At 63.0% G+C, this 22,084-nt stretch carries 19 protein-coding genes and 1 pseudogene; 10 read left to right on the top strand and 10 right to left on the bottom strand.

Going from position 1 to position 22,084, the window contains the following annotated elements; genetic code table 11:
* Positions 1–24 precede the first annotated feature (24 nt).
* Positions 25–1,425 (top strand): ISNCY family transposase, encoded by a 1,401-nt coding sequence (locus AC1DKV_RS27025; RefSeq protein WP_441619482.1) that lies wholly within the window; start codon positions 25–27, stop codon positions 1,423–1,425.
* 361 nt (positions 1,426–1,786) lie between these two features.
* On the top strand, positions 1,787–2,521 hold the full coding sequence (locus AC1DKV_RS27020) for an IclR family transcriptional regulator (protein WP_441619484.1): 735 nt from the start codon (positions 1,787–1,789) through the stop codon (positions 2,519–2,521).
* A gap of 169 nt (positions 2,522–2,690) precedes the next feature.
* Here AC1DKV_RS27020 and AC1DKV_RS27015 read toward each other — a convergent pair whose 3' ends face one another.
* Positions 2,691–4,160: an alginate export family protein gene (locus AC1DKV_RS27015; RefSeq protein WP_441619485.1), complete on the bottom strand. Its 1,470-nt coding sequence runs from the start codon at positions 4,158–4,160 to the stop codon at positions 2,691–2,693.
* A 196-nt stretch (positions 4,161–4,356) separates the two neighbouring features.
* Between AC1DKV_RS27015 and AC1DKV_RS27010 the strand changes: the two are divergent.
* Both AC1DKV_RS27010 and AC1DKV_RS27005 read left to right on the top strand, forming a co-directional pair.
* Positions 4,357–4,603, top strand: a pseudogene (locus tag AC1DKV_RS27010) (ISNCY family transposase); the annotation flags it as partial.
* Between the two features lie 700 nt (positions 4,604–5,303).
* Positions 5,304–5,768: a hemerythrin domain-containing protein gene (locus AC1DKV_RS27005; protein ID WP_441619487.1), complete on the top strand. Its 465-nt coding sequence runs from the start codon at positions 5,304–5,306 to the stop codon at positions 5,766–5,768.
* 254 nt (positions 5,769–6,022) lie between these two features.
* On the opposite strand, the gene AC1DKV_RS27000 is transcribed toward AC1DKV_RS27005, so the two are convergent.
* The 3 genes from AC1DKV_RS27000 to AC1DKV_RS26990 are packed head-to-tail and all read right to left on the bottom strand — an operon-like array spanning position 6,023 to position 8,739.
* On the bottom strand, positions 6,023–7,303 hold the full coding sequence (locus AC1DKV_RS27000; protein WP_441619489.1) for an Nramp family divalent metal transporter: 1,281 nt from the start codon (positions 7,301–7,303) through the stop codon (positions 6,023–6,025).
* A 48-nt stretch (positions 7,304–7,351) separates the two neighbouring features.
* Positions 7,352–8,251: a class I SAM-dependent methyltransferase gene (locus tag AC1DKV_RS26995; RefSeq protein WP_441619491.1), complete on the bottom strand. Its 900-nt coding sequence runs from the start codon at positions 8,249–8,251 to the stop codon at positions 7,352–7,354.
* Positions 8,248–8,739 (bottom strand): polyhydroxyalkanoate granule-associated phasin, encoded by a 492-nt coding sequence (locus AC1DKV_RS26990; RefSeq protein ID WP_441619493.1) that lies wholly within the window; start codon positions 8,737–8,739, stop codon positions 8,248–8,250. The genes AC1DKV_RS26995 and AC1DKV_RS26990 overlap by 4 nt, the downstream gene beginning before the upstream one ends.
* Before the next feature lie 929 nt (positions 8,740–9,668).
* On the opposite strand from AC1DKV_RS26990, the gene AC1DKV_RS26985 reads away from it, so the two are divergent.
* A complete protein-coding gene (locus AC1DKV_RS26985; RefSeq protein WP_441619494.1) occupies positions 9,669–12,587 on the top strand; it encodes an autotransporter outer membrane beta-barrel domain-containing protein in 2,919 nt (972 codons plus the stop codon).
* Between the two features lie 237 nt (positions 12,588–12,824).
* Here AC1DKV_RS26985 and AC1DKV_RS26980 read toward each other — a convergent pair whose 3' ends face one another.
* Positions 12,825–13,388, bottom strand: coding sequence for a PadR family transcriptional regulator (locus tag AC1DKV_RS26980; RefSeq protein ID WP_441619497.1), 564 nt, complete (start codon positions 13,386–13,388; stop codon positions 12,825–12,827).
* Between the two features lie 256 nt (positions 13,389–13,644).
* On the opposite strand from AC1DKV_RS26980, the gene AC1DKV_RS26975 reads away from it, so the two are divergent.
* The 5 genes from AC1DKV_RS26975 to AC1DKV_RS26955 all read left to right on the top strand — a co-directional run bounded on the left by AC1DKV_RS26975 (position 13,645) and on the right by AC1DKV_RS26955 (position 17,351).
* Positions 13,645–14,553, top strand: a complete 909-nt coding sequence (locus tag AC1DKV_RS26975; protein WP_441619499.1) for an NmrA family NAD(P)-binding protein — start codon at positions 13,645–13,647, stop codon at positions 14,551–14,553.
* A 26-nt stretch (positions 14,554–14,579) separates the two neighbouring features.
* Positions 14,580–14,936 carry a YciI family protein gene (locus tag AC1DKV_RS26970; RefSeq protein ID WP_441619501.1) on the top strand — a complete coding sequence of 119 codons (357 nt, stop codon included), beginning with the start codon at positions 14,580–14,582 and terminating at the stop codon, positions 14,934–14,936.
* Positions 14,937–15,034: 98 nt separating this feature from the next.
* The gene (locus AC1DKV_RS26965) at positions 15,035–16,417 is read left to right on the top strand and encodes an MATE family efflux transporter (RefSeq protein WP_441619503.1); all 1,383 of its coding nucleotides are present in this window, start codon (positions 15,035–15,037) and stop codon (positions 16,415–16,417) included.
* A 164-nt stretch (positions 16,418–16,581) separates the two neighbouring features.
* Positions 16,582–16,791: a hypothetical protein gene (locus tag AC1DKV_RS26960; protein ID WP_441619505.1), complete on the top strand. Its 210-nt coding sequence runs from the start codon at positions 16,582–16,584 to the stop codon at positions 16,789–16,791.
* Positions 16,792–16,880: 89 nt separating this feature from the next.
* A complete protein-coding gene (locus tag AC1DKV_RS26955; protein WP_477138358.1) occupies positions 16,881–17,351 on the top strand; it encodes a hypothetical protein in 471 nt (156 codons plus the stop codon).
* Positions 17,352–17,501: 150 nt separating this feature from the next.
* On the opposite strand, the gene AC1DKV_RS26950 is transcribed toward AC1DKV_RS26955, so the two are convergent.
* From AC1DKV_RS26950 to AC1DKV_RS26930, 5 genes are all read right to left on the bottom strand, one after another.
* Positions 17,502–18,311 carry an oxepin-CoA hydrolase, alternative type gene (locus tag AC1DKV_RS26950; RefSeq protein WP_441619509.1) on the bottom strand — a complete coding sequence of 270 codons (810 nt, stop codon included), beginning with the start codon at positions 18,309–18,311 and terminating at the stop codon, positions 17,502–17,504.
* 180 nt (positions 18,312–18,491) lie between these two features.
* Positions 18,492–18,950, bottom strand: coding sequence for a MaoC family dehydratase (locus AC1DKV_RS26945; protein ID WP_441619511.1), 459 nt, complete (start codon positions 18,948–18,950; stop codon positions 18,492–18,494).
* An 84-nt stretch (positions 18,951–19,034) separates the two neighbouring features.
* Positions 19,035–19,754, bottom strand: a complete 720-nt coding sequence (locus AC1DKV_RS26940) for a hypothetical protein (RefSeq protein ID WP_441619513.1) — start codon at positions 19,752–19,754, stop codon at positions 19,035–19,037.
* Between the two features lie 263 nt (positions 19,755–20,017).
* On the bottom strand, positions 20,018–20,980 hold the full coding sequence (locus AC1DKV_RS26935; RefSeq protein WP_441619514.1) for an NAD(P)H-dependent flavin oxidoreductase: 963 nt from the start codon (positions 20,978–20,980) through the stop codon (positions 20,018–20,020).
* A 285-nt stretch (positions 20,981–21,265) separates the two neighbouring features.
* Positions 21,266–22,027, bottom strand: coding sequence for a TetR/AcrR family transcriptional regulator (locus AC1DKV_RS26930; RefSeq protein ID WP_477138357.1), 762 nt, complete (start codon positions 22,025–22,027; stop codon positions 21,266–21,268).
* Positions 22,028–22,084: the final 57 nt, after the last annotated feature.

The following is a 22,084-nucleotide window of genomic DNA, read 5'->3' as shown; positions in this document are numbered from 1 at the left end:
TGAATGCAATGGAGACGCCCGAGGATGGCTAGACCCGAGGTCATTACAGTAAGCATGCGTGAGTTAGACAGGCTCAAGACCGTTCAGGCGGTCGTGGATGGTCAATTGCGGCCCAGCGTGGCCGCCGAACGGTTGGAGATCACGGATCGGCAGTTCCGGCGGCTGCTAGAACGCTATAGGCAGGAAGGCCCATCCGGGCTCGCGTCGCGGCGGCGCGGCCGGCCCAGCAACAACCGCATGCCGGTGGACCGCGAATCCGTAGCCCTTGGCCTGATCCGGGAACACTACGCCGACTTCGGCCCGACCCTGGCCGCCGAGAAGCTGCGCGAGCGCCATGGGCTGACGTTGTCCAAGGAAACGATCCGCCGACTGATGGTGAGCGCCGGGCTTTGGGTGCCAAGGAAGCAGCGCCCGCCCAAGGTCTACCAGCCACGCAACCGTCGCGCATGCCTGGGCGAGCTGATTCAGATCGACGGCTGCGATCACCGCTGGTTTGAGGAGCGCGCGCCGGCCTGCACGCTGCTGGTCTATGTCGACGACGCCACCAGCCGGATCATGGAACTGCGTTTTACCCACTCGGAGGCAACCTTCACGTACTTCGCCGCGACACGCGCCTATCTGGAGCGCCATGGCAAGCCCGTGGCGTTTTACAGCGACAAGGCCAGCGTGTTCCGCGTCAACAAGCCGAACGCAACCGGTGGTGACGGCCATACCCAGTTTTCCCGGGCCCTGTTTGAGCTGAACATCGAAGGCATCTGCGCCAACAGCAGCCAAGCCAAGGGGCGTGTGGAACGAACCCACCTGACCCTGCAGGACCGCCTGGTCAAGGAACTGCGTCTGCGCGCGATCAGCACCATGGAGGACGCCAACGTCTTCATGCCGGAGTTCATCGCTGACTACAACGCGCGCTTTGCCAAGGTGCCCCGGAACAGTCATAACGCGCATCGTTCGCTGCGACCTGATGAGAACCTGGACCTGATCTTCACTTGGCGCGAACCGCGCTGCGTATCCAAGAGCCTGACGATCCAGTACGACAAGATGCTCTACCTGCTGGCCGATACGCCAGAGCATCGGAAGCTTGCTGGGCGCTATATCGACGTCTATCACTATCCGGACGGTAGGATTGAGCCACGGGCGAATGGCGCTACCCTGCCCCACACCATCTATGACCGACTGTCGGAGATCGATCAAGGCGCCATCGTCGATAACAAGCGACTCGGAGCTGTGTTGCAGATGGCGCAATATGTCCAGGAGAAACGCGACAACACACGATCGCTCTCTTTGCCTGCCACGGAAGGCGTTGTCCGCAAGCGTGGACGACCACCAGGCAAGAAGTCGCAGCGCTCGCTGGATCAGAACGATATGTTGGAAGCGCTAAAACGCTTACAGCGGCAACCGTGGCCGCTTAACGGAACTGAGAATTGATTCAGCTTGACACCTGGGAATTCAAATCCGCCCTGCTGGCATGACAGCCCCACCCTGATCACAACTCTGCCGCTTCAGGCCAGCACCACCGCCCGACGGGAACCTCATAAGCAGAACAAACAACACTGAAATGACACCGAACAACCGGACATTTCAACTTTGCTGGCGCCCGGACATTTCAACTTTGCCTGGACAAATTGATGTTGGCCCCAATTAGTAATGTCACGTGCGCCATCTGACCATCGCCGAGGGTACCAACCAGATCCAGTCGATGCTGATGGCACAAAGCGCGCTGGAACTGTCCGCCCTGCGTTGACCCGGGCCAGACCACTTCGTCATCATTCCGTTCTGATCAGTAACCATGCCTCAAGTCGTTCCCACTGCCAGCCGTGTCCTGCAAGTCTTTGAAGTCTTCGCGCGCGAAGGGCGCCCGCTGAGCAACTCCGAACTGGCCCGACACCTCGAACTGGCTGACAGCAGTTGTTCCGATCTGCTGTTCACCATGCGCGAGGCTGGCTATCTGTTGCGTACGCCGAAGTCGCGCCAGTTCTACCCGACGGCACGCCTGAGCGATGTCGCGCAGCGTATCGCCGCACTGGACCCGCTGCATGCGTTCGCGACCGAGGCGCTGGAGATTCTGACCAAGGAGTCTGGGGAGACTTCGTTGTGCGGTTACCTGGAGGGCAACCACGTCAAGATCTTTGCCTGCCAGGAGAGCCCGCATGCGTTGCGCTACGTCGTGCGGCCCGGAACGGTCTATGACCTCCACTCGGCCGCGCTGGGCAAGGCCATTCTCGGGGCCATGCCGAAGACGGAGCGGGATGCGCTGATCGACGCCCTGCCCTTGCCGGCGGTCACTCCCAACACCATTCGCGACGTCAGCGTCCTTCGCAGCGAAATTGAGAAGTGCGCTCGTGAGAAATGGTACCTGGCCAAGGACGAAGGCAGTCAGGGCGTCGCCGCCGTGGGTATCGCCGGCGAGGTCGGTGGCAGGTTGACTTCACTGTCACTGGTGGGACCCACGCAGCGGGTCGAAGATAATCTCGACCGATACGTGGCGATCCTGCTCGATGCGCGCAAGGAGTTCTTCCCCTGAAGGCGGAGTCTCGCGGGCCAAATGGATAGCGCAGGATTCTCCGTCCGTGCGCGATAAATTCCGCGCCTGGCAAGGAGCACCGCATCATCGAATGCGAGGGGGGCTTGCACTGCTGTGTGGTCCCGCTGGCAGCCTTGCCATCGATGTAGCGAAGGAAATCTGCGGCCTGCTAGAACTTGTAGCCAGCCGAGACATAGGTGAAGTTAGTGTTGTGGCCGCCAACGCTGCTCAGGACCTTTGCCACGTCCACATGCACGATGCCGGCATTGATGGCTATATGCCGGTTGACTTGCCAGGACAAGTCGACAGAAAGCTGACTGCCCGTGTAGCGACCAGGGCGTCCCGCCGTACCGGCGATCGGAGTGGCTATCGCCGTATAAACTGCGTCGTTTGTCGTCTCTCTCCAAATGAAGTCGCAGGCGATGGTGATCTTGACCCGCTCATTGGGTCCCAGCGTTACGGATGGCTGTACGTCCAGCACGTTGGAAGCGCCGAGGAGACCGGCTTGATTGAAGTACGCAAGTTTTGGAAACAGGCCACCATAGGTACCAAGCCGGCCATCGCGGGAGTCATGGTCGCCGCTCCCCGCAGTGGCCTTGAAGCCCCCGCGGAGCTTCCAGTCGGCGACGGGAAATGTATAGCCGGTGTCCGTTGAGAACCCCCACGCCCGGATGTCTTGTTGGCCAAGGCTTCCGAATTGTGCCAGGGCCTCCCAGTCCCAATCCCAGCCCTTGCCGCTGCCGAAGATGCGCGCGCCGATCGAATGCCGTCTCTCGACACCAGCTCCTGCGCTGTACAGCGCTCGGCTGTTTTCGAAGCCCAGATAGTAGACATCGAGGCCGGATGCGGGGATGAAGCTCCTGGGAAAGGTCGTATACAGGCCCCAGAAGCCCTGCGCATGATTTGGATGGTCGTCGAAATTGCCCGTCTGCAGGAGAACCGGACGTGTGACGAAAGCATCGATGCGCACCTTGTCGACCGCGCCCCCCAGGCGAACGCCATCGAAAGCGCGACGGACGTTTGGCGCATCCCGAACCGAAACGAGGCGTTGCGATCCCAATGCCATCTCCTGACGGCCGATTCGCAAGTCGGGGTCGGCATTCGCGTCGCCCGTCAGTGGTGCCCTAAAGTCGACGAAGGCTTGCTGTACGTCGAGGCGGTCGACATAGGGCGGTGCCGCCGCGGTCTTGCCCGCTGCCAGTTGATTTCCCAGTTGAAGAAAGCCGCGGAAATAGTCACCGGCACGCAGGTCGGCGTGGAGCAGCAGGCGATGAAGCAGGTATCCGTCGGCGGATTTGCCCGGCACCCCGAAGTTGGCCTCGGAGTAGTTCTCAAACCGCTCCCGCAACTCGCCGCCAAGGCTTAGTGACCAGTCATGCGGTCCAATCGGGATGTATTTGACAGGATCCCAAAGATCGCCGCGATGAGTGGGATCCCGAAGGTATGTGAAATCCTCATCGTAGCGTAGCAACTTGTACGGCGGCGGCGCGCTGCCTGGAGCGACAAACGTCTGCTGGGCAACTGCATCGTTCGCGAGAATAAGAAACCCCAGGCTGGCAAGTATCGATTGAGCAATACTGTACTGCCCCACTTGGCGAACCAGCCGCCGGCTAACCGCCTGGACAAGTTTTGTCATCATGGGCATTCCGCATCGCAAGGATTCGCCGGCGACCGCTGAGATACCGCGTCAGCACAAGAATAGGATTGCGAGAGCAAGATCACCAGAAGAACCGGGTGACCGATTCGCCTTTACCTTCCTGCAGCCGGCCAAGGCCTGGATGCGGGCTTTGAGGAGCGTGTCGCGTGCCCCTCAAAGCGGGATTCAATCCGCGCGTGGCTACACCCAGTTCGGGCGGGCCGCTGTTCGAGCTCAATATCGACATCCTGTGCGCCAATTCCAGCCCCGCCAAGAGCCGTGTCGAGCGGATGAATGGCACCTTGCAGCAGCGCCTGGTCAAGGAACTGCGGCTGCGCGGGATCAGCGCCATGCCAGCCGCCAACGTCTTTGCGCCAGCCTTTATCGCCGACTTCCATGCTCGCTTCGCCAAGCCGCCGCGCAGCGACTTCGATGCTCACCGGCCGCGGCCCCGCACCGGCCGTCCGGACTAGTCGCCTTGCTGCTGGCAGGCGGTAGATTCGCGGTCCTGGATGCCGGGACCGAGGTGCCGCCGAACATGCGCCCCCCCTTTGTGGAGGCGTCGCCATGGCGCCCCAGCGCGGCTGCAATTGCTCCGCTATCACTTGCCGGGCGTGCTGCCTTTCTGCAAAAACCTGGTAAATATTGCCACCGTCTATTGCACCAAACTTCCGCAAATGAACAAGGTCTTCATCGCAGGTAGCGCTGCGTGGCCTGTTGGTGCTCCGACAACCATGCAAGTAGTCGTGGGACGATTGGCTGGACCAAATAATGCTTCGCTCTGGCTGCCATGCCGGGACTAGCCTGCCCCGGAAAGCGCGGGATAGGCCGATATCGACCGGCTTCATGGGCGGCCGCTGCAAGGGACCGGCGGCGCCACGATCGACCAGGCCCGGGACGCCAAGTGCCGTTAATCCGGTCATTCCATACTGCGGCGCGCGGCCGGCTGACAGCGCAAGGCAAGCGTGCGGCTTCCAATGCGATGACGGAAGGCGCGAGGCAGATGATGGCGGCCTGGACCGATGGGATGACAACCACGAAGCCGGTGAAAAGGCGCAAGCGCCGTTGAGCGCGCTTGACGCTCCGCGCAGCAATACCCCAACAGTGCGCATCCGCAGTGCGCAACTTTCCCCTACGGAGGTCCTCATGGACAAGTCAAAAATACCCGTTGAACAACGCACGACCCTCGGCCTCCTGATGGATGACCATCGTGCCGTGAAGAAGCTCTTCAAGCAATTCGAAGCCACCAAGGCCGTCGCAGAAAAACACGCGATCGCCACGGAGACATGTCAGAAGCTGTCAGTCCATGCGCAGATCGAGGAAGAGATCTTCTACCCTGCCCTGCGCGGCGTGTCGGAGAAGCTTGACGACATGCTTGATGAAGCCAAGGTCGAGCATGGCGTGGCGAAGGCACTGATTGCCAAAATCGAAGCGGGAGACCCGGACATGCTCGATGCGAACTACAAGGTCTTGACCGAGTATGTTGGCCACCATGTCGAGGAAGAGGAAAGCGAACTCTTTCCCGCGGTGATCAAGGCAAAGATCGACCTTCGCGAAGTTGCCATGCAACTGGAGGCACGGAAATCGGAGCTGCTGGGCGAGCCAGCGTGAGTGAGGATGGCTCTCTGCGGCGTTGCGTTTGGCTTGCGATGGACTGAGATGCCGTTCGTGTTTTCGTTCTGGCCGCGTTGCCACGGATGCTGAGGAACGCAGTAGACCTTGATGTCCGTGGCCACGATGAAACGCTTGTGGATCTGGATCTGGATCTGGCGTGGCGCCAGGCATGCAGCCGATCCACGATACCGCCTGTCCCGCACTGCCGGCTGAGCTTACCACCCGCGCAATGTGCCGGGCGCTTCGCCGGACTAGACAAACAGGGTGACGATGAGGCCGACGACAGACAGCGCCATGGCTGCCGTGGCAACCCAGCCGACCGCCTGAAGCCACGGCGACGAGCAGAACGAGCCCATGACAGCCTGTCGTCGCGAGAGCAACTGCAACATGATCATGACGGGTACGGCGGCCACGCCATTGAGAACCGCACTCCAATAGAGCATCTTGAATGGATCGAACGGCAGGAGGCACATCGCGGTGCCGGCCACCATCACACCGGTCAACACCAGGTAGAACCATTTGGCACCCGCCGGCTTTTCTTCAAGACTGCGCCGCCACCGAAACGCTTCGGCCACCGCATACGCCGCGGAGCCGGCCAATACGGGCACCGCGAGCAGCCCGGTTCCAATGACACCGGCGCAGAACAGCGCTTGCGCAAAACGACCTGCGACGGGCACCAGCGCTTTTGCTGCCTGGGCTGTCGTCTGTATCTCGGTCACCCCGTTGGCGTGAAGCGCAGCCGCCGCTACGATCATGATGAAATAGGCGATCGCCGCGGACACAACCATGCCCACCGTCGTGTCAAATGTGATACGGGACAGGTGATAAGGCGCTTGCATCGGGGCGTCCTTGAGCGGCCTGGCCTTTGGCTCAAGATCTACTTCCTCCACCTCCGAGGCGGCCTGCCATACGAACAGATATGGGCTGATGGTGGTGCCGAAGACCGCGATCAGGGTTGTGAAGAACTCCTTGGACCAGACTACGCGCGGCATGAACGTGCCCCGCAGTGCAGCGCGCCAATCGACGTGGAGCAGGAAGGCCGCGAAAACGTAGACAAGTAGTGAGAGTGCCAGCCATTTGAGATAGGCGGAATAGCGCCGGTACGGCAAGAACAGTTGGACCAGCAGCGAGAACAGCGCAAACAAATAGACGTACAGGATATAGGAGCCGCCCGCCAGAAGCTTCATGCTTTGCCCCATGGCAGACACATCGGCGCCCACGTTGATAACGTTTGCCAGCACAACCAGGACCGCGAAGGGGAGCGCCATCAGCGGGGAATAGTGTTTGCGGATATTCGACGCAATGCCGCGGCCTGAAACGCGTCCGAGTCGCGCACTGACCAGTTGGATGCCAATCATGAGCGGCAGCGTCAGAGGAATGGTCCATAGCATCAGGTAACCGAACTGCGCGCCTGCTTGAGAATAAGTAGCGATCCCGCTCGGATCGTCGTCCGAGGCGCCGGTGATCAGGCCGGGACCGAGCCGATTCACGAGAAAGCTCCGCCGATTCTTGGTCGTCCTTGTCACAGGCATTCGCCCTCCTTCTGACCGCGGTCCGATCTGCCGCCGCGACGGAGCGCTTCATTGACGGTTCCTTCTGGTCAGCTTCACATGCACAACGAATGGCATCTGCCGGTTGGTCATCGGGTTGAGGCGGAGCAAGTCTTCGGCGAGTTTGGGCCACCCACGCGGTGTTCGGTACTCAAGCACGCGCAGGGAAGAGATCCCGGGTGACCAGGTACGAAGCCGCGCCTCTATCTCATCCCTATCGACACCCCAAGGCATCGGAGGCAGGCGATAGCCGGACGTGAGCATGACGCCCCAGTCCGTTAATTGGGCGAACCAGCGCGGAACGGCGTCGAACGCTATTTCGGCACCTGGAACACGATTTGCTATGTGAATAAAAATGCCCTTCACCGCCTCCGGCTCAAGATACATGAACAGGCCTTGTGCGACGATAAACACCGGAGTGCCCGGTTTGATTCCGTCTGCCCAGCGCGCCTCGCAGGCACTCGACGTGACGTGGCGAAACCGTGCGCACGATGGTAGAAAGCGCTCCCTCAGCTTGATCGCGGACGGAAGGTCGACCGTAATCCAACTCATTCGGCCGTTGTCGACACGATGCGCTTGCGTTTCCAGGCCTTCACCCAGGGAAATGATCAGACCGTCAGGATGCCGCTCGAGCCAGCGCTTCAATAAGCGGTCGAACTCCACGGCGCGCGCAGAGAATGAGCCAATGGGCGTGCCGAAGCGGCCGGCGAAGTCATATTCCAGGGCGTCGCAGATGCGCACGCTATGGGGGTCTGCAATGATACTGTCAGCGCGGCGCGCTTCGCATGCGCGGTCGTATAGCGTCCATAGCATGGTTTCCGAAACCCCTTCGAGGGTCGGCGAGATCTTGATTCCGTCTTCGATGCTACTGGTCGCACGTCGCTCGCCGTTGCTCGCGAGATGTGCTTTCGCGGTCCGGACAGCGTTCATGGCGCCCCTAGGCGTTTCGCGTTGGCCGTCGCCCGGACGTGGATGGGTGCGAGAACCTCCTGCATCAGACATGTCCCCCAGTTGGTGAGCTGCAGCGGACTGGCGGGATGGTCGCAAGCCACTTTAAAGAACGCCTCCTGACGCTCGAGCCACTGAGATGTTGAGCGGCTGGCTACCAGCGTGGATGCCGCTGCGGAGGCGGCCCAAAAGTGATTTGTGGTCTCGCTCGCCAGCACCACGGTCAGGCTGAGCAAGCCTGCGCCCAAAGCACCTATCGACTCGGACGCGGCCTCGCCCTTCTCTCGGCCCATGAGGCTAAACTCGTGCGGGTCCCGCTCGTCCGGAGCCACCAAAGCCTTTGCCATGCGAGCCGTGCGAACAGAAACGACTTCGACGGTCGCGTGGAGCAGTTCAAATATTTCAGTGTAGAGGCGCGAGAAGTTCGAAGACGCGTCCGTGACAGACTTCGAGAGAATCGATGAAGGCATAAGGGGTTCCCAGGGCAACGCAGTGGAAAGGCGACTCGTGGCGGAGGAGAAAAGTCAACGCCGAGCTTTGCGCATCGGCGCTCCGAACTCCCGCGCAGGATCTATGCCATGCGCGCCCTATCGGGCACACGACAGCGGTGGCTCGAAGCAAGCCGTACGGAGCGTGCAAATGAAGGGCACCGTCTGCCAGGCCACCTGCCCAGATAGTAGCCTCGGCCGGTCAGTTAGCCATCTTTTTGTAGAAAATGCCGCAACGCAGCAACGTTCGTTGAAAAGCGGTGAAATGACGTCCAGGCTTGAGGACGCGTTGTTCGTTTGACCGGTTAAACGAACAAGGATGGAACTGGCAGCACATCCGAATCCAGGCGCTCAATATTTTCGTGGGCACTGTATATACATACAGTGCACTGGATCGCGAGGACTCAACCGCCAAATTTTCCCCGCCGCCGTTTGGCGAGGCAGTGGAGGTCATCATCCAGACCAACCCCGGGACATGTCCCGGGTGTTTCTCGGCCTCGCATCGGATTGTCGAAAAAAGCGCGAGGCGGTCCGCGGACCGGACAGGATCCGGCATTCACACCGGCGCGCCTTCGGGTCTCCAGGGCAGCGGCCCACTGCCCCACATCCTCAGCCACTAAAGAATTCCGCGTCGCTGCCGATAAGCGGGTGCAGCAACGCTGCGTCCGGCGTCGGCGAACTTTCGCAGCCAGAGCGCGGCCCCTTCTGTGCCCAGAAGCAACCGGGCGTGGAGCCCTCCACAACCTCGGATGCGGGCGTGCGCCGGGCGCAAAGCGAACGGAGCTACCAGCGGCCCCATCACGCGACAACCGGAGAGGCAAGACGGTCAACAAGAAAACAAAGAAATCACAAAAAACAATCAAGCGGCAAGTCTACTTCGCAATTTACCGATCACCGGGTCCTCGTAAGACATGAAACAGCATCGCAGCATTCGAGGGCAGGCACGCCCTGCCATCCGCAGCACCTCAGCAGCATCCACCCTGTGCGCGGCCACGCCGCCGTCCATACCCCGCTCGATCACCAGTGCCGCGCTGGTGGCGCTGGGCGCGATCGCGTCGATGCCGGCCCTGGCCGTGCCGCCGGCATGCGCGCCCCTGGGCGCGAACACCGTCGCCGGCTCGATGGCCCAGACCTGCGTGCTGGGATCGGCCGGCAGCGTGAACGTCACCTCGCCGAGCGGGCTGATCAGCGTGGCGGGCGCCGCCGGCGTCTCGGTGACCGGGCCGCTTCTCTCGCGCGCCATCAACATCGAAAATCACGGGCGGATCGAGAGCATCGGCACGGCCGGGATACCTGCCATGCCGACGCCGATGAACAACGGCGGCAGCGCCACCGCAATTACTGTCGTCAGCAACAGCGCCACGTCGGACACGCTGGGCGGCATCCTGAACGTCGCCGGCGGCACCATCGCCGCGTCCGGCGGCAACGGTGCCATGGGCATGCCGGGCCTCGACAACGGTGCCGGTGGGGCCGCCACCGGCATCAGCATTGCGACGGCCAAGGTCGGTAACATCACCAACCAGGGCGGCATCGCGGCTACCGGCGGCGCCGCTTTTATTAGCGGCGGCATTCCGATGCCGGGTACCAGCCCCGGCGCAGCCACCGGCATCAACCTCCAGTCGGCAACGGTTGGCGCGCTGGTCAACGATGGTGCGGCAAGTTCGATCACCGCCACCGGCGGCAACGCCATTGGCGCCGGGATATTCGGCAGCGCCGGCGGCTCTGCGACCGGCATCAATATTGGCGCCAGCACGGTGGCGTCGATCCGCAACGACGGCACGATCACCGCGACCGGCGGCACGGGCACGGTCCTCGCGGGGCTGCCGGGCATCAGCCTGGGTGGCATGGCATACGGCATCAACGTCCAGAACAGCACGATCACCGGCAGCATCAACAACAACGGCACCATCAACGCCACGTCGCCAGGCGGTTCGGGGACCGGCATCAACGTCGTGAACAGCACGATCGACGCGATCAACGTGGCCGGCACGATCAATGCCGCCAACGCGATCTCGATCGACACGGCCAGCACGATCACGCACGGCGTGAGCCTGACCGGCACACTCAACGGCGCTGTCTCGCTCGGCAACGCCATGCTCAACATCGACCTGAACAGCGCCGCGGTGACGGGCGCAGTCAACGGCAGCGCCAATTCCGTGGTCAATGTCAACGGCACGTTCACGTCGGGCAATACGTTCAATGTCGGCACGTTCAACATTGCCGAAAACGCGGTGTTCAACCAGCGCCACACGGTGAGCGCATCCGCAGGCGTGAACAATGCCGGCACGCTGGCGGTCGCGGCCGGCACCACCGCTACCATCGCGGGCAACTACACGCAAGCGGCGGGCGGCGTGTTCCAGACCGGCATCGGTGCCAACGGCGCGTACGGCAAGCTGGCCGTCACCGGCACCGCCGATATCTCGGCCAGCAACAAGATCGGCGTGAACGTCATCGGCGCGCCATCCCTCGTCGCCGGCACCAGCGTGCAACCCGGCGTGCTCACCGCCGGCACCCTGGTGGCCGGCCCGGCCCTGACGGTGACCGACAACAGCGCGCTGTTCGACTTCATCGCCACCCGCAACGGCAATGCCGTGGACCTGTGCGTTGCCCGCGCCGGCGCCACCTCGTGTTCGGCCGCGCCAGTCACGCCGACGTCCCCGACGCCACCGCAGGAGCCAACGCCCACCCCCGCGCCCGTGATCACCGTGGTGAGCAGTGTCACCGGTGCGCGCAACACGCCAGGCCTGGGCGCCGCGCAGGTCCTGGACGCGCTGATCTCGCAAGGCTCGTCGGCCCCGGCTGCCATGGCTCCGGCGATCACGGCGCTGGGCACCTTGTCCACGGAGCAAGCCGTATCGGACGCCGTCAAGCAGACCCTGCCGCTGATGACCGCCGGCATGACGGAAGTCAACAGCGCCGCCATGCACGCCACCAACCGCGTGATCCAGTCGCGTCAGGAAGCCAACCGCGGCTTGTCCTCGGGCGACGAGTTCGTCTCCGACCGCCAGCTCTGGTTCAAGCCGCTAGGCTCGTGGGCCAAGCAAAGCGACCGCGACGGCGTGGCCGGCTACAAGGCCAACACCTACGGCATGCTGCTCGGCGCCGACGGCGTGGTCAGCGACAAGGTGCGCGTGGGCAGTGCGTTCTCCTACATGCACAGCCGCATCGACGGCAACTCGCCGGTGGCGGCGCAAAGCGCCAGCGTCGACGGCTACCGCCTGATCGGCTACGGCAGCTACAGCCTCGATGCCAGCACCGACATCAGCGTGCAGGCGGACGTGGGCACCGGCCATAACGAAGGCCAGCGCAACATCAACTTCGGCGGCCTGAACAGCCGCGCGTCCTCCAGCTACAACAGCTGGAACGCCCACGTCGGCGTCGGCCTCGGCCGCATGCTGAACCTCGCGGCGAAGACTACCGTGACGCCGTCCGTGCGCGCCGACTACACGTTCATCCAGGATGCGGCCTACACCGAGAACGGCGCGGATGCGCTCAGCCTGGCGGTCGGCAAGAACTCGACGCGCGAGCTGATCCTGTCCACCGAAGCCCGCCTGAACCAGGGCATTACCGAGCACGCCATGTTCACGGCCAACCTCGGTTTTGGCTACGACGCGATGGCGGGCCAGTCGGCCATCACCGCTTCGTACGTCGGCGGCGGCGCGCAGTTCGTCACGCGCGGCATGTCGCCGGCGCGCTGGCTGGCACGCGGCGGCCTCGGCTTCGTCGTGACCAACAGCAAGGCGATGGAAGTGAGCGTGCGTTACGACGCCGAGGTGCGCGACCGCTTCACCAACCAGACGGCATCGGTGAAGTTGCGCCTGCCGTTCTAAGCCAGCGCAGTGACGGGGAGAACGCCGGGAGGCGTGCTCCCTTGTCTCCCTTGTCTGCCTTGTAGGAACCTCATCCCCCGATCGAGCAGTCCAGTTCGAGCGCCACGAACGCCGTCGCCGGCGGCTCGTCTCACCGTGGGCACCAGTGGGCTTGCCGCGCAATATTCTCCTGCCCGACCCCGGCTCCATCCTGTCGGACATACTCCAAGGCGCGCCAGCCTGGGTTCGGGCGGGGCCTCAGGCTGGCCTGCGGGCGATCATTTCCTCCACCTCGTCACACCAAGCGATATAGGCCTGTTCGGCCAGCACGCCGCGGCGTGTCACCAGCAGCGGTCCAGGCTGCTGCTCGGTCAGCACGGCCTGCCTTGCGAGAAAGAACTCAAGCTGGGCCTGGTGGTCCGAACGCACCTCGCGGATCTGCTGCAACGCTGTCTCGCGCGGCAGCAAATCGAAGCACAACACCCGCAGTATCTGTTCGTCCTTGATGGCCGGGCGCGGTGAACCTTTCGCCACCCAAGCCGTCAGCTTCTCGCGTCCAGCATCGGTCATGCTGTAGATCGAGCGTTCCGGCCCGCGCGTTCCCGGCAAGCGCTCCGATTTGATGAGTCCATCCGTCTCCAGTTCTCGCAAAGCCGGGTACACCGAGCTGTGCTCTACCGACCAGCAATGCTGGCCCGCCATCTGCAGCCATTTGGTCAGTTCGTAGCCGGAACGTGGCTGGCTATGTATCCCGGCAAGAAGAACATGCTTCAGCGGTTTTTCCTTGCTTGCCTTGGCTTCCTTCAGATCACTCACTCGCATTGCTCCTTGATTGCGTCAAACGCGCACGCGGGATGACTATGTTTTTTTTGACATAGTCAAAAAACCGTGACACTATGTATTTTTCCACATAGCCGATTTTACCCTATTCGCCGGCCAGCGACTGCGCCAGGCGTAGCAGCGTCGACCGGGTGCGGCCGCCTCCGAGCGCCAAGGTTGCCTGGCCGAGGCGGCGCCGGCAGGTGCCGACAGCATCAGCTACACCGGCTTCACTTCGCTCATTGATACAAGGAAGACAATGATGTCCCAAGAAACCATCCTCGTCACCGGCGCCGCCGGCAGCGTCGGCTCGACCGCGCGCGCGGCCATCGGCATCCTGCTGGAGCAAGGCCATCGCGTGCGCGCCATGGTGCGCAAGCTCGACGCGCGCGCCGACATGCTGCGTGACCTCGGCGCCGAAGTCGTGGTCGCCGACATGCTCGACATAGTCGCCGTGCGCACGGCCATGCGAGGCTGCTCCGTGGTGTATTTCACGATGTCGGTATCGCCCACATACCTGGAAGCAGCCGCCACCGTCGCGGTCACAGCCAAAAGCCTGGGTGTGAAGGCCTTCGTCAATCTGTCGCAGATGACGCTGTCACAGATGAGCGAGACAGAGACCACCGGCAGCCCGCAACAGCAGCAGCACTGGCTCGCGGAGCAGATGCTGCGCTGGTCCGGCCTGCCGGTGGTCTACCTGCGCCCAACCGCTTTCTTCGAAGGCTTGTTCCTGCCGGCAGCCAAGGGCATCCGCGACGACAACGCCATCCGCCTGCCGTTCGCCGACGGCAAGACCTCGCCGATCGCCGCCGCCGACGTAGGGGCTGCCGCCGCTGCTGTGCTGGCCAACCCAGAGCCGCATATCGGCAAGATCTACGAATTGACCGGCCCCCAGTCGCTGACGATGGCCGAGCTCGCGCAGGAGTTCAGCGGCGCTCTGGGCCGCACCATCCAATACCTCAACGTCCCACCGCAGATCTGGGAGGCCAAGCTCCAGGAGTTCCAGCAGCCGGCGCATCTGATCTCACACCTGGTCATCATGGCCCAGTTGCATCGCGACAACCGCTACGACCGTATGACCGACACCTTCCAGCAGTTAGTCGGCCGTGCGCCGATTTCCGCCGCCGAATTCGCTCGCCGCCACGCGGCCGCGTTCACGCCTGCCTGATCCTCCCTTTCAAAAAGGAAGCAACGATGGAATTTGTTCTCGCTTTTCAACAGCCACCGAACAGCTATGAAATCCACGCCGATCCGCTCAAAGGGCAGCAAGTCTCGCTAGCGTGGAAACAATATATGGACGCCATGGCGGGCGCCGGCGTCATGCGGGTCGGCACCCAGCTCGATCCGCGCAACGCCAGCACCGTGCGGGTGCGGGACGGCCAGCGCCAGGTCCAGGATGGCCCATCTCCGGACGGGCACGCACTGTTTGGCGGCTTTGTGGTGATCAATGTCGAGACGCTGGAGGAGGCTTTGAACTGGGCTGAACGCAGCCCCAGCTCATCGGCCGGATACACGGAAGTCATCCCGGTCGTGCCGATTATCCGCGGGTAGGCGGGTAGGCGCGTAGGCGCGCGTCGGCGCTTGCATATGGCACTGTCATCGCCCGGCCATTGTCGGGCGGTCCCTTCTTCTTGGCTTACATAAAAATCATGTCCGCTACTCTTGCTAGTCAGGCCGAGAAGATGTCTCCGCCTCCTGACAACCTGCCGGCCAACAAACTGCTCCACGGTCCGCTGTTGTCGACATTGATCCGCCTTGCCTTGCCGACAGTCGTCGTGCTGTTCATGACGACCTTGCTCAGTGTCGCCGAGACCTATTTTGTCAGCTCACTGGGCCTGGAAGCGATTGCCGCTGCATCGCTTGTGGTTCCCGTCACGGTGCTGATGGCCACGATGGCGAGTGCCGGCATCGGCGGCGGCGTGTCCTCGGCCATCGCCCGCGCCACCGGCGCCCGCCGCCGGGACGAGGCGGAAAGCCTGGCTTGGCATGCGGTGGTCATCGCCGCCATAGCAGGCGGACTGTTCTCCCTGGTGGTGGTGCTGGCCGGCCCGGCTCTGTACCGCAGCCTTGGCGGCAGCGGGCCATCGCTGGACCAGGCGGTGCGCTACTCTAACCTCCTGTTCGGAGGTGCGATCCCATTCTGGATATTGTTGCTACTGCAGGCGGCGTTGCGCGGAGCCGGCAACGTCAAGGTGCCGGCGATGATCATACTGGGCGGCGCGGTCGCCGGCCTGATACTGTCACCGGTGCTGATCAACGGCTGGCTGGACGCGCCGCGCATGGGCGTGGCGGGCGCCGGCGTCGCCCAAGTGCTGTGCAATATCGCCGCGCTGAGCGTTGTGGTCCTCTACATGCGTTCGCCCTCGTCGACGCTGCGCCTGCGTCGCTATCCCCTGCAACGTAAGCATTTCAGCGCGATCCTCGGCGTCGGCTTGCTGTCGGCGATCAACGCCGTCATGTCGGCCATGTCCGTCACCGCACTGACCGCTGCCGCCGGCGCCGTGAGCGTCACCGCCATCGCCGGCTACGGCATTGCCTCCCGCCTGGATATGCTGCTGGTGCCGGTGATGTTCGGATTCGGAACCGCGGCGATCACGCTGGTTGGCACGAACCTGGGCGCAGGCAACGTGGCGCGTGCCCGGCGCGCGGCGATGGTGAACGTGCTGTTCGTTGCCGGCGTGGTTGGCATAGTCGGGCTCGTTGTCTCCCTCTTCCCGCAGCTGTGGCTAGGCCTGTTTACCAGCGACAGCACCGTTGTGGCGGCCGGCGCAGGATACCTGCATGTGGTAGCGCCGTTCTACGCGGTGATTGGCGTGATCTTCGAGCTCTACTTTGCAGGTCAGGGGGCACAACGCATCCTCTGGCCGATGATCGCAAGCGTGGTGCGCTTCGTATTTGCGCTGGCTGCCATGGTGCTGGTCCTGCAAGGTTACGCGAGCCTGCATACCGCTTTCGTACTGGTGGCCGCCAGCATTGTCGTGGCAGCGACCATCAGTCTGCTTGGATTTCTGCGGACCCGCTGGGACCGCTAGACACCAGGGCATTGGCCAGGCCGCTCAACTGGCCGCGCCTGCCCGGGGGCCTCGGGCGGCGCTCGCAGGTATGCGTGCAGCCGCTGGCCAACCGCTCATGAAACCTGCGTTCTACAAGATTCCTGCTGCAGGCAGTCCTTTCCTATTCAACCAAGGGAGTTCAGATGATCCGCACACGCATGCCAATGCTGGCGATTACAGTCGCCGCTTTCGCCGCTGCCGCCAGCGTGGCTTTGGCCACGGTCAATGACCACACAGGGGGGCCACCGGCCGGCACGGTTCAGCCGAACGGCAATGCCCGCAGCGAACTTGCGGGCGACCCGCTGGACAACGCGCGCGAAGCCGACGGCACACTCTACGGGTATCGCGTCTGAGGGCGCGTCTGGAGACTGGTCATCTGCGACCCGCCCGCGTTCTGCCGCGGGCGGACATTGAGAGCAATCGAGGTGCGACGGGGGCATGGATGAAGACAGGTGGCCTTGGGAATCTGGCAGTTGCATTGGACGCGGCGCTCGACAGGCCGGCTATCCGGCTGCTGCGGCTGCTGCGGCTGCTTCGCTGCAAGCTGCGGTGGTGGGCGAAGTATCTGATCGCCCTGTTGCCGGTTTCCCTCACCTACCTCGGCTGGTGGCTGGTGGCCTTGCTCGAGCCGTTATCCGACAGCAAGGGAAGGCCCAAATGCCTCTACGACTGCCACGGGCCCGGCACCGACCTGACGTGGCTTACTGGCTTCGGCTTCTTCATGATGTTCGTGTGCATCTGTGTTGCTACCCGGCACTCATGCGGGCTCGTCATTAGCACGGTTGCAGAGGAATTCGCCATGCGCGACAGCCCCAGGCCACCCGCACGACGGTACGGGTGTGGCGGCCGCATTCTCCTTCGCCCGCAGCATGGCGACGTTCTTCCTTCGAAGTCGCCTCACAGCCCGGATTGAGTCATGCGCGCCCGGAAGCGCAATGGGGAAGTCTCTTCTCGCAAAGAGTGGTGGCCCCTTCCCTCATGCTCACCCGCATTGCCAGGAACCCGAAGCTGCCCGGGGAGAAAAGCATGGCGGGGCCTGGCGGCGGCCCCGGTGGCGATGTGCTCAGCCAGCTGCGCCGCGGCGCACGCTGGCAAAATCCACGGGCCGCTTCTCCAGAAATGCAGCAATGCCTTCGGCGGCTTCGGCGCCGCCCTGGGCCACGGCCATCGCGATGCGCTCGGCTTCCAGCTGGTCGTCGAGCGTGCGCTCATGGGCATGCCGGCACAGCGCCTTGATCGCCCCCATTGCCTGCCGGGGCCCTTGCGCAAGCCGCGCCGCCAGCGCGATCGCCACCGCGCCGGCTTGCCCGGCCTCGACCAGCTGGTTGACGACGCCGAACTGCTGCAACTGCTCCGCCGTGATGCGATCGCCGGTCAACGCCAGCTGCGTCAGCAACTGCCGCGGCAGGCTCTGCGCCAGGAGGCCCGTAATGCCGCCATCCGGCGTCAGCCCCACTTTCACATAGGCAATCGAAAAGGCGGCACCGGCGGATGCCACGAACAGGTCGCAAGCCAATGCCAGCGAGAAACCCGCGCCCGCCGCGCCACCATCGACTGCCGCCACGATCGGCTTGGGAAAGTCGCGCAGCTTGCACACCACGTCGTGCAGGTGTCCCAAGCGCTCGATGCGCTCCTCATAGGTCAGTTCCCGCCGCTTGCTGATCAGTTCCAGGTCACCGCCGGCACAGAAGTAATTGTCGGCGCCGGTCAGCACGATCGCGCCAATCTCCGGATTGTCCGCGGCAGCGGCCAGTGCGGCACGGATGTTGTCATAGAGGTCTGCCGCGATGGCGTTGCGCTTACCGGGATTGTTGATGGTGAGCACCAGCACGCGGCCGTCCGTGTGCTGCAGCAAAGAGGAGAAGGTGGTCATATCGTGAATTCTGTACGCGGGGCGAGGTTTGATCAGCCGGCAGTCTGTCGGGCAGCGCGCTGCCCCTCACGGAGCTGCGGGTGGCAATAGGCCATGCGACTCAACGGGAGTCGGCCGCGCGTCGTAGCGGCCTCCCATGGCGCAGGCATCGGGTATCAACTCTTCATGGCGCTCCCCCGTCTACGCGTTGCCAGTGGGACGGCACCGCACGACCAGGTTGACGACGCCGGCCTGCACGGGTTCGTCATGCTGGTTGAAGGTTGTGATGCGTACTTTCACGATGCCTTGGTCAGGACGCGACTTGGACGTCCGCACCTCCAGGATCTCGCTCTCGACATGCAATGCATCTCCAGGCCGCACCGGCTTGGGCCAACGCAGCTCCTCAAAACCCGCCCCGATGATGCCGCCCGCGGGCCGGAGTTCGCCGTCGACGAGCAAGCGCATGGTCAGCGCCGCTGTATGCCAGCCGCTCGCGGCCAGGCCGCCGAACAAGGTATCGCGGGCAGCCGTTTCGTCGAGATGGAAAGGCTGCGGGTCGAACTCGGCAGCGAAGGACTTGATCCTGTCCAGTTCGACGGGCAGCCGCCCTGAACCGTATTTCTGGCCCGGCGCCAGATCCTCGATGTATTGGATGTTCATGTTTGCTCCTACATATTTCCGCGCATGGCCGACCGTCTGGCGGGCGATGCCACATCTGCGCGGCAGCCGCGGTCTCGCACGTCCTCAGCCAAAGCGAAAATGGCTGAGATCGATCGAGACCAGCAGCAGGTCGCGGATCGGTTGCAGGTCGGGGCCACGCAAATAGGCACGGCGCCTGGTCGGAAAACGAAGGCCGTTCACCTCCACGATATCGTGGACATATTGCGCAGCCGGGAAGCCGCCCGCGACATCGACATGGTAGTCATGCCTGCGCAGCAGCAAGTCGTCGCCGAAGTAGAAATCCTGCACATTGCCATGGCTGGCAATGTGGTCGGGAAACTGCGCGCGCAACCCACGCCAGAGCTCCCTGCCCTCCCGCCATGGCGGGATCTCGGTGACATCGAACCCAGGCATCGCCATGAGAAAGGGCGTCGTCAGGTACGTCCACATCGCGTAGCCATTAAAGTATGCCCGGTGCAGCGGATCCCACGGCGTGTCCATTCCGTGGCCGGCGAACGAGGCCCTGGGATTGGCGCGCTCGCGAACGGTCGCGCCCGAGGTGGTCTCGATCGCTATCCGGTCTGGCCTGAAGGCAGTGCGCCAGTCCTGCTGCCCGAACGGAAAGACGGAGGCGGTTTGCTCGTGGAGCGCAACTGTCATCTCACGGGGAGTGGGGTCCTGCACCAGGCCCTTCATCCCCCACAATCCCCCGCCAGTAACGAGCGTCGCCGTCACCGAACTCAGTTTGTTCCATCGTTCAAGGCCACCATGTGCCTCAATGACTTCTGCCAACAGCTTGTTCAAGTGCAACTCCTTTGATCGCCCGAAAGATCCGGGGGCCGTGAGACCGGCCGCGACAAGTCGTCAATCAGCATCTTGCGGGTCCCTCGCGCGGCCACCGCTGGCCGCGCAGGAAAAGGCCGGGTCTGGCCACTTTTGTCGCCTGCGCGACTTGTTCTGGCGGTCGCCGGCTAGTTGCCTTCATGATAATCAGCGGAACTTTCAAATTGCAAGTTTCGCTGCTCCTCGTCGCTCCTTGGTGGGGAGAACGATTCGCGGTACCTGCCTTACAGCGAAAGACGATTGCGCGCCTGCTTGTACTCTTCCCGGAAGCGGCCAATCAGGTCGGCAGCGGGGACCACTTCCTTGATTGCCCCGATGCCCTGTCCTGCGCCCCATACGTCCTTCCAGACCCGGACCTTCGCATTGCCGCCCGACCCGAAGGTCATCGCCGAAGGGTCGGATTCAGGCAACTCATCCGGATCAAGGCCGGCTGCCACGATGCTCTTGCGCAGATAGTTGCCATGCACGCCCGTGAACAGGTTCGTGTAGACGATATCGGAAGCAACACTCTCGACCACAGCCTGCTTGTAGCCATCGACGGCGCTGGCTTCTTCTGTGGCAATGAAGGCGCTCCCTATGTAGGCAAGGTCAGCGCCCGCTGCCTGCGCCGCCAGGATGGCATTGCCGCCGGCAATCGCCCCCGATAGCAGCAGAGGACCATCGAACCACTCGCGGATCTCCTGGATCAGCGCAAAGGGGGACAGCACGCCGGCATGTCCGCCGGCACCCGCCGCCACGGCGATCAGGCCATCGGCCCCCTTCTGGATCGCCTTCCTCGCGAAGGTATTGTTGATGACATCGTGCAGCACGATCCCGCCCCACCCATGCACGATATCGTTGATTTCCTCACGTGCACCGAGCGAGGTGATGACGATCGGAACCTTGTATTTTTCGCATATCGCCATGTCCGCTTCGAGGCGATTGTTGGACTTGTGAACGATCTGGTTGACGGCATACGGTGCGGAAGGACGATCCGGATGCCTCGCATCGTGCTCGGCCAATTCCGTCGAGATCCTGTCCAGCCATTCGTCGAGCGCGCCCTCGGGACGCGCGTTCAGCGCGGGAAAGGAACCGACGATTCCGGCCTTGCATTGGGCAATGACGAGATCCGGATTCGAGATGATGAAGAGCGGCGAGGCGACGACGGGAAGCGAAAGGCGATTCGCGAGGACGGACGGTAGAGCCATGGTTTTCTCCGAAGCTAACACACTGTGTACAGGCGCACGGCCTCATCTTAACACCGGTAATATAGATTGCAAGTCGTTGCATGCCGCAGACCGCCGAACGACATGCCATCAGGCGACCCTAAGCGTTGGCAAGTTGTCTTTCCCGCCAGGATTGAAAACCAGATCGCCAGGGCAAGCGCATGCAGAAGCCCCCGCGCGGCGATGACCGAACAGGGTGGTTCCGAAAATGCGTTTGGCGTGCTGAGCCAGGAAGCTGGCCAGCGAGGAGAAGAGCCGGCGTTCCGGCTAGATGCCAATCCGGCCCTTGATGCCGGAAAAGATGAGATCGAGTGCATGGTTGACCAGTTGCTCACGGCTGACTTTCGGCGCGCCCCAGGGGTTGATCCTCTTTTCGATGATCAGCGTCGCGACGCCATGCATGGACATCCATGCGACGCGGGCTACTTCATGGGCCTTGTCCTCGTCCGTGTTGCCGTTCTCGGCAAGGTATTCGGCGGTAGCCCGAGCGACCGTCTGGTACGACTGGCTCGCCGCTATATCGAGTTCGGCGTGGGACTCCGCCGAGAATAGTTGCGGGGCGAACATCAGATGGAACAGCGTGGGGTGCAGCTTCGCAAAGGCCACATAGGACGACAACAGCGAGCGCAGCCGCTGCTCGGGGGACATGCTCGGGCGCAGGTGCGAGAGACGGAATTCCGTGAGATCACGGAAGCCGCTGGCCGCGATGGCCGCAAGCAAGCCTTCCTTGTTGCCGAAATGGTGCCGGGGCGCGACCTGCGACACGCCGACGCTGCTGGCAATACGCCGCAGACTCAACTCCGCCAGGCCGACTTCCTTGAGCTGTTCCTTGCCGCAACGCACCAGCTCTTCCCGGAGGTTGCCGTGATGGTAAGGGCGCGCCCCGGCCAGCTCCGCGCTCTCTGCGTTTGCCGCGCGGGCGCGTTTCGCAGCGGGAGGATCGGCCGCGCCTTCTTCGTTTTTCGCCGGTTTGCGCGCCGCGGTGGTCTTTGTCCGGACCGCGCGCCTGGCTCGTGCAGTGTCTTCCATGTCGGCGATCTTAACACTAGTCAGGTTGGGGAAAGACAACTTCCACCCGGCGATATC

This window comes from Cupriavidus sp. 05T41 (assembly GCF_056396525.1).
The sequence above is the reverse complement of the archived record's forward strand: the minus strand, read 5'-3'. Positions and strand labels throughout refer to the sequence as shown.

Bases quoted from the DNA above. Each gene is read 5' to 3' on its own strand.
- AC1DKV_RS26955 (WP_477138358.1), top strand. From the start codon at position 16,881: ATGAAGACAGGTGGCCTTGGGAATCTGGCAGTTGCATTGGACGCGGCG.
- AC1DKV_RS26930 (WP_477138357.1), bottom strand. From the start codon at position 22,027: ATGGAAGACACTGCACGAGCCAGGCGCGCGGTCCGGACAAAGACCACC.
- AC1DKV_RS26975 (WP_441619499.1), top strand. From the start codon at position 13,645: ATGATGTCCCAAGAAACCATCCTCGTCACCGGCGCCGCCGGCAGCGTC.
- AC1DKV_RS26990 (WP_441619493.1), bottom strand. From the start codon at position 8,739: ATGCCTTCATCGATTCTCTCGAAGTCTGTCACGGACGCGTCTTCGAAC.
- AC1DKV_RS26965 (WP_441619503.1), top strand. From the start codon at position 15,035: ATGTCCGCTACTCTTGCTAGTCAGGCCGAGAAGATGTCTCCGCCTCCT.
- AC1DKV_RS26970 (WP_441619501.1), top strand. From the start codon at position 14,580: ATGGAATTTGTTCTCGCTTTTCAACAGCCACCGAACAGCTATGAAATC.
- AC1DKV_RS27000 (WP_441619489.1), bottom strand. From the start codon at position 7,303: ATGCCTGTGACAAGGACGACCAAGAATCGGCGGAGCTTTCTCGTGAAT.
- AC1DKV_RS26935 (WP_441619514.1), bottom strand. From the start codon at position 20,980: ATGGCTCTACCGTCCGTCCTCGCGAATCGCCTTTCGCTTCCCGTCGTC.
- AC1DKV_RS26980 (WP_441619497.1), bottom strand. From the start codon at position 13,388: ATGCGAGTGAGTGATCTGAAGGAAGCCAAGGCAAGCAAGGAAAAACCG.
- AC1DKV_RS26950 (WP_441619509.1), bottom strand. From the start codon at position 18,311: ATGACCACCTTCTCCTCTTTGCTGCAGCACACGGACGGCCGCGTGCTG.
- AC1DKV_RS26985 (WP_441619494.1), top strand. From the start codon at position 9,669: ATGAAACAGCATCGCAGCATTCGAGGGCAGGCACGCCCTGCCATCCGC.
- AC1DKV_RS26945 (WP_441619511.1), bottom strand. From the start codon at position 18,950: ATGAACATCCAATACATCGAGGATCTGGCGCCGGGCCAGAAATACGGT.
- AC1DKV_RS27005 (WP_441619487.1), top strand. From the start codon at position 5,304: ATGGACAAGTCAAAAATACCCGTTGAACAACGCACGACCCTCGGCCTC.
- AC1DKV_RS27015 (WP_441619485.1), bottom strand. From the start codon at position 4,160: ATGATGACAAAACTTGTCCAGGCGGTTAGCCGGCGGCTGGTTCGCCAA.
- AC1DKV_RS26960 (WP_441619505.1), top strand. From the start codon at position 16,582: ATGATCCGCACACGCATGCCAATGCTGGCGATTACAGTCGCCGCTTTC.
- AC1DKV_RS27025 (WP_441619482.1), top strand. From the start codon at position 25: ATGGCTAGACCCGAGGTCATTACAGTAAGCATGCGTGAGTTAGACAGG.
- AC1DKV_RS26995 (WP_441619491.1), bottom strand. From the start codon at position 8,251: ATGAACGCTGTCCGGACCGCGAAAGCACATCTCGCGAGCAACGGCGAG.
- AC1DKV_RS27020 (WP_441619484.1), top strand. From the start codon at position 1,787: ATGCCTCAAGTCGTTCCCACTGCCAGCCGTGTCCTGCAAGTCTTTGAA.